This is a genomic window from Collinsella sp. AF36-3AT, assembly GCF_003475205.1.
GTDB lineage: Bacteria > Actinomycetota > Coriobacteriia > Coriobacteriales > Coriobacteriaceae > Collinsella > Collinsella aerofaciens_AF.
The window spans coordinates 25,605-32,007 of sequence record NZ_QROZ01000014.1 but is presented as its reverse complement, the minus strand read 5'-3'; the positions used below and the strand labels follow the sequence as shown (position 1 = coordinate 32,007).

5 protein-coding genes are annotated in these 6,403 nt (G+C 58.5%); all 5 read right to left on the bottom strand.

The window, feature by feature from the left end; all coding sequences use genetic code 11:
• Nucleotides 1–171: 171 nt before the first annotated feature.
• A complete protein-coding gene (locus DW003_RS09545; protein WP_118388853.1) occupies nt 172–1,287 on the bottom strand; it encodes an SIS domain-containing protein in 1,116 nt (371 codons plus the stop codon).
• A gap of 193 nt (nt 1,288–1,480) precedes the next feature.
• Nucleotides 1,481–2,194 carry a GntR family transcriptional regulator gene (locus DW003_RS09540; protein WP_118388851.1) on the bottom strand — a complete coding sequence of 238 codons (714 nt, stop codon included), beginning with the start codon at nt 2,192–2,194 and terminating at the stop codon, nt 1,481–1,483.
• Nucleotides 2,179–2,946, bottom strand: a complete 768-nt coding sequence (locus DW003_RS09535) for a GntR family transcriptional regulator (RefSeq protein ID WP_118388849.1) — start codon at nt 2,944–2,946, stop codon at nt 2,179–2,181. Before DW003_RS09535 ends, DW003_RS09540 begins: the two co-directional genes overlap by 16 nt.
• A 38-nt stretch (nt 2,947–2,984) precedes the next feature.
• Nucleotides 2,985–3,473, bottom strand: coding sequence for a hypothetical protein (locus DW003_RS09530; protein ID WP_118388847.1), 489 nt, complete (start codon nt 3,471–3,473; stop codon nt 2,985–2,987).
• Nucleotides 3,474–3,809: 336 nt separating this feature from the next.
• A complete protein-coding gene (locus tag DW003_RS09525) occupies nt 3,810–6,338 on the bottom strand; it encodes a phosphoketolase (RefSeq protein WP_118388845.1) in 2,529 nt (842 codons plus the stop codon).
• Nucleotides 6,339–6,403: the final 65 nt, after the last annotated feature.

Here is a 6,403-nt window from a genome sequence, read left to right as displayed (position 1 = left end):
CTTGTCGGCGAGCGCGGTCATCTTCTTGCCGGTCTCGTAGAGCGCCTTGCCGTCCTCGAGGTAGCCCTCCTGGTCGAAATGCATGATCTCGATCTTCTCGGTTTCCTTCATTTGTCTCTCCTTTCTGGGGTTGTCTCCACATCCCCCATGCCAACGGGCATCAAAACCCGCTTACATTCCGTAACACTCGGCCGCTTTGGCCTTAAGCGCATTGACTGACTCTTCGTAGCCCCCTGCCTTGACTTCCATTTGTTTGGAGACGGCATCGAGATACGGGTGCACGTCCCATGACTTCAGACGCTCGGCGATCATTGCCGCAACCGTCTGGAAGAACACGAGATTGGGAATTGCGCTGAGCAGCGGAGTCACCTGAGGCACCACAACCTCGTGAGCTCCACCCCTGGGATGGGCCGTGAGCAGCACCGTTTTTTTCGTAACGTTCGATAGCGCATCGGCGATATTCGCAAGACGCTCCGACCCCTGCGGATCGTCGACAATAAACACCAGATAACCCGGAACGATCTGCATCTCGGGACCGTGGACGAACTCCTCGCCCTCGTGATGCATAGCCGGAATCTTGATGGTCTCGCTCAGCTTGAGTGCTGCCTCTTCGGCAACGCCATAGTTGGGGCCATTGCCCACAACCATCGCCGGCGCATGTTCCGACAGCTCGAGCATGTGATCTTGCACGTAAGTCTCGGCCGTCTTGCACATGGCGGCATTAGCATGAATAGTCTCGCGCAGGTCGTCAAGACGCTGGGCAACGCCCTCGGCATCAATCGTTCCACGCGCCTGACCGCCGTAAACACCAAAGAGCACCAGATACTCGATGAGCGTCTGGACGCCCAGAGTTACAAAGTCCACCGACTCGACGCCCACGCCGTAGTCGAGAACGATATCGGCATGCTCCTTAATGGGAGCCTCGACGTTTGCTGTGAGCGCAACTGCAGGCATATCGTGCGCGCACATGTAATCGAGCGCCGCAATCGTATTGGTCGAATAGCCACTCTGCGAGACGGCGATGTTGAGCGCATGCTGCGGATAGGTGTGCTCAAAATCGACAAAAGCCTCGGGCGTCACAACGGGCACCTGCATCTGCAGCGCATCTTGCAGGTAATCGCGGGCGCAATCGGCGGCATGGCGCGACGAACCCGAAGCAACGATGCGCAGCGCGTCAAAAGAACCGGACTGGAAAATATCAACGAGCTGCGCTACCAGCTCAGACGAACGCTCGAGGTTCTCTCCCATACGCACATGGGCAAGCTGAACGTAATCGAGCATCTTCATCGTCTCACCTCGTAACAAATCATTAGTATTTGATACCAATCACAGTTACAGGTTACGGCTTTTTGATACCTCTTTGTCGATTAATTTATCCCCATCGGCGAACGGTCGATTTTGAGCCATGTAAGGTTGTATATACGGCTGACCCAACGATCAAAACTGGTTAGCTTACCAGCTGTTATTCACAAAACACCAGCTAATACGTATAGGTATATCCACCCGCATCACCGCGGTTAAACGACTTGACGTACTCGATCGCCTGGCCGCTCGCATCGAAGCTCACGCACTCCAGCGTCAAGGCAAGATCGCCCTGCTCCAGTCCAAGCAGACCGGCATCTCGCGCGCCCAGCGCTTCGATATCGAGCTTTTCCTGTGCCATGACCGGCTTTCGGCCCAGCATCTCATAGGTCTCGTACAAACTGAAGACCGACACGTCAATATCTTCAATTGTGGGAAACAGCAGGCACGGGATGAACGCCATCTCAATCGATACGGGATTGCCGTTGACGCAGTTCAAACGCCGAATCGAATACAGCAAATCGTCCTCGACAATGCCAAACAGGTTGGCATAATATGGACCCGCATAACGCTTGGAACGCGCGAGGATGCGGACGGACGGCTCGCCGCCCGAAGCACGAACCGACTCGCGAAAGCCTCCTGTTCGCTCGTAAGCAACAGGCACTTTCTGTGCCACAAACGCGCCCTTTCCGCGGACGCGGCGAATCTGCCCGCGCCGAACTAACTCGTCCACAGCACTCCGGATAGTCAGGCGTGTCGTGCCAAACTCCTCGGCAAGTTCATTTTCGGACGGAATCATGGAACCCGTGGGATATATACCGCGCTCGATACACTCTTCAATTCGACGTCGTATGCGCATATAAACCGGGGTGGCATCTACTGTTTCAGCCATTGTTCACCTGCCGCGCTCTTCTTGCCGTTCTTTTCGCCGTTATCGGCAAAGCGGAACTTTGTGGGCAAAATCACCGATTTGCAATGCTCCACAAAACGCATGTCCTTATCGAACTCAATCGAGCTCTGATAGAAAACAGGCGTCCCCTCGTCCTGCTGAAGCAGTTCGGCCTCTTCGGCATTCAGGCGCGAAATCGAAACATGTTCACACCCATGCTCCACGCGTACGCCGCCTTCTTGAAGCAAAACATCGTACAGGCTTTCTTGCGTATAGTCGTGATTGGGAAGTGACGGGCACAGGGACAGATTGACGTGAGCCGTCTCGATTGACGCCGGCTCGCCCTCGATAAGTCGAACGCGTTGCATGCGGAGTAAAGGAGCGCCTACAGACACCCCAAGCTTGTCGGCAAGCGCTTCATCCGCCTCGATGGTCCCGGTGGAAACCAGACGAGAAGAGGGATGCAGGCCGGCAGTCCGCACAGCATCGGAAAAGTTATACGTTTCCTGGAAGATGTTCAGCGGCTTAGGAGGACACAAATACGTACCCGATCCGCGACGGCTCTCGAGCGTTCCGCACGAGATGAGCCGCATGATACCGGCGCGCAACGCCGTACGCGAAACGCCGATGTCTTCGCACAGCACGCGCTCGGCCGGCAGGCGATCGCCGCCGGCAAGCTGATGGTGCTGGATATACCAAAGAATTCCCTCAACAGCACGATCTTTGGGGGGAATTGCATAAGATTCGCCTGCCATTGCACAGACTCCTCATTCAGAAACGTATGTCGCCAAAATTAGGCCAGCCCTCCCATGGCATCAAATTCGGCCTTAATCTTCTCGGCGACATTCCGATACGACTTATATAGACTTGAATCGCGTTTGACTTCGTCGGTCATAACAGGAATCTCTAATTTGGAAACCTCGTCTTTTCCCGTCTGAACCGCCACAACAACGCCCATACCAAGACACATATTACGCTTGGCAGCGTTCATTTTTGCCGCCTTAGCGGGATTTGCCAGAATACGCTGGGCAAATTCCTGTTTTGAGACCGCTTCCTCGGCCTCCGGATCGCCCGCCTCGGCCACTTCGCACTGCAGCACGTCCGCGTAGTCAAATATCTTTGGCTCTGCACCGCGCTGATGCACAGCCCACTTGCGGCGCGTGGCATCCTGGTAGATAGCCGGCAAAAACGTAAACCGCGGCGGGTCCAAAATCGTATCCGTGATGGTAAACACATCGGGATCAAAGGCATCCTGCGGGTTTTTCTTCTTGAATAGCCCCATATCAGCCTCCCGTACTAGCATTAAACAACTCAAGCTGAATATAGCACCAATTTCAAGCCGCCGCCTTATCGCATCGGTGCGTGGCGCCTATGGCTCGCTCAGCGGAAAAGTTCATGGACGAGGGCCAGGGTGCCTGCTTTGTTTTGAGAAGTGGGCTTCGCGAACTTCTCAAAACAAAGCAGGCACCCCGGCCCCGGCGATGTAATCTTGGCTGACCCTAGTTGGATGCACGATCCACAAGGCAGCAACAGCCAAGTTCCCATCACATTAAAAAATATCAGCGCCGCAGATCGAAACGGTCGAGATGGCCGCCTCCGGGCGAGACCGTCCCGGATGTTATTCGTTGTCGCCCGCGGTCATCTGCGTTGCGGAGAGTGCGCCGTCGGCAGCAGTTGCGGCAGCGGCATCGGGCCAGACCCAGTCGGTAAAGGCCGGGTGATCGAAGCCCTCGTCGCACGCGAACTCAAAGGCCTCGGTGCGGAAGGCCTCCCACTTATCGATCTGCTCGGCAAACTTATCGGCGTCGACCATGTGCAGCACGTCGGCGGCAAGCGCCCAGCGGTCCATGTTGTTCAGACGCAGCATGTCGAACGGCGTGGTCGTGGAGCCTTTCTCCTCGTAGCCGTGGACGCGAAAGGCATCGTGGCCGGGGCGGTTCCAAATCAGACGGCGGATCGTGCCGGCATAGGCGTGGAATGCGAAGAGGACGGGCTTCTCGCCGCAGCCGAACAGCTCAGCCCAGCGCTCGTCGCTGATGGCCTGGTCGTTCTCGCAGACGTTCTGAATCTTGAGCAGATCGACCACGTTGACGAACCACACCTTAATGCCCAGTTTGCGCAGCATATCGGTTGCAGCCAGGGCCTCGAGCGTCGGCACGTCACCGCAGGTCGCAACCACGATGTCGGCCTCGGCAAGCGAGCTGGCAGTCGATGCCCACTCCCAAGTCGCGACGCCCTCGGCGAGTTCGGACTTGGCCTCGTCGACCGTCTGGAAGGTCGGGGCGGGCTGCTTGCCGCAGAAGATGGCGTTGACGCAGTCGGTGGACTGGTAGACGCGCTCGGCCACGGCGAGCGCCATGTTGGCGTCGGCCGGATAGTAGGCGTTCACGATATGCGTATCGTTGGTCTTATTGAGCAGCAGGTCGATAAAGCCGGGGTCCTGGTGCGAGAAGCCGTTGTGGTCCTGACGCCAGACATGGCTCGACAGCAAAATGTTGAGGCCGCTGATGGGGGCACGCCACGGAATCTCGCGCTTGGTAGCCTCGAGCCACTTGCAGTGCTGGTTGACCATGGAGTCGACCACATGGACAAAGCTCTCGTAGGAGCTCCACACGCCGGAACGGCCAGTGAGCACGTAGGCCTCGAGGAAGCCCTCGCACTGGTGCTCGGAAAGCTGCTCGACAACCTTACCGGAGCCTGCCAGCAGCTCGTCGTTGGCCTCGTCCTCGTAGAAGCCGGCATCCCACTGCTTCTTGGTCACCTTGTAGGCAGCCTGCAGGCGGTTAGACGCGGTCTCGTCGGGACCGAAGATGCGGAAATCGTCCATGTTCTTGGCCAGAACGTCGGCAGTGTACTCACCAAAGACGCGGGCGGCCTCGGTGGAACCCCAGCCGTGGCCCTTACTTGCGACGGGAATCTCGTGGGCATGAATATCGGGCAGTTCGAGCTCGCGGCGCACCTTGCCGCCGTTCGCGTTGGGGTTGGCGCCGATGCGCAGCTCGCCGGTCGGCATAAAGGCCGTCACCTCGGGACGCACCTGACCCTCGGGCGTAAAGAGCTCCTCAGGCTTGTAGGAGCGCAGCCACTCGCGTAGCACGCGGAAGTGCTCGTGGGTGTCCTTGGCACTCGCCAGCGGCACCTGATGCGCGCGCCAGGAGTCCTCGGTCTTCTTGCCATCGATGTGCTTGGGGCAGGTCCAGCCCTTGGGCGTACGGAACACGATCATGGGATAGGCCGGGCGGACCACGGTCTCGCCCGCGGCTGCCCGGGCCTGAGCGGTGGCCTTAATGTCGCAGATCTCGTCAAAGACCTGCTCAAACAGGGCGGCAAAACGCTCGTGGATCCTCGCGTGGCTCTCGTCGTCAAAGCCGGCGACAAAGAAGTGCGGCTTGTAGCCCATGCCCTCAAAGAACTTGGCCAGCTCCTCGTCGGACACGCGAGCGAGGATGGTGGGGTTGGCGATCTTGTAACCGTTGAGGTGCAGGATCGGCAGGACGATGCCATCGGTTGCCGGGTTCACGAGCTTGTTGGACTGCCAAGAGGTGGCAAGCGGACCGGTCTCGGACTCGCCGTCGCCCACCACGGCCACGGCCAGCAGGCTCGGGTTGTCCATGACGGCGCCGTAGGCGTGGCTGAGCGTGTAGCCAAGCTCGCCGCCCTCGTGGATGGAGCCGGGCGTCTCGGGCGCAAAGTGGCTCGGGATGCCGCCGGGGTAGGAGAACTGGCGGAAGAACTTCTGCAGGCCGGCCTCGTCATTGGTGATGTCGGGACGAATCTCGCGGTAGGTGCCATCGAGCAGCGACTGGGCGGTGCCGGCGGGGCCACCGTGACCCGGGCCCATCAGGAAGATGGCGTTCTGGTTGTGGTCGGCGATGAGACGGTTGACGTGGCCGAACAGGAAGTTGATGCCGGGCGTGGTGCCCCAGTGACCAACCAGGCGATGCTTGACGTCCGGACGACCAAAGTCGCGCGTCTCGCCGGTCTTCTCGTCGACAAAGTCGCTGCGCATCAGCGGGTTGGAGCGAAGGTAAATCTGGCCGACGGACAGGTAGTTCGAGGCGCGCCAGTACAGGTCGACACCCTCGAGCTCGGAAGCGGGGACCTCATGTCCCAGTTTTTGCCACGGCGTTCCCAGTGTTTTAGCCATTGTTTATGTCCCTTCGCTGCGCGGTTGCCTTTCGATACGGCAACCATTCGTTGGGACTAGTATAT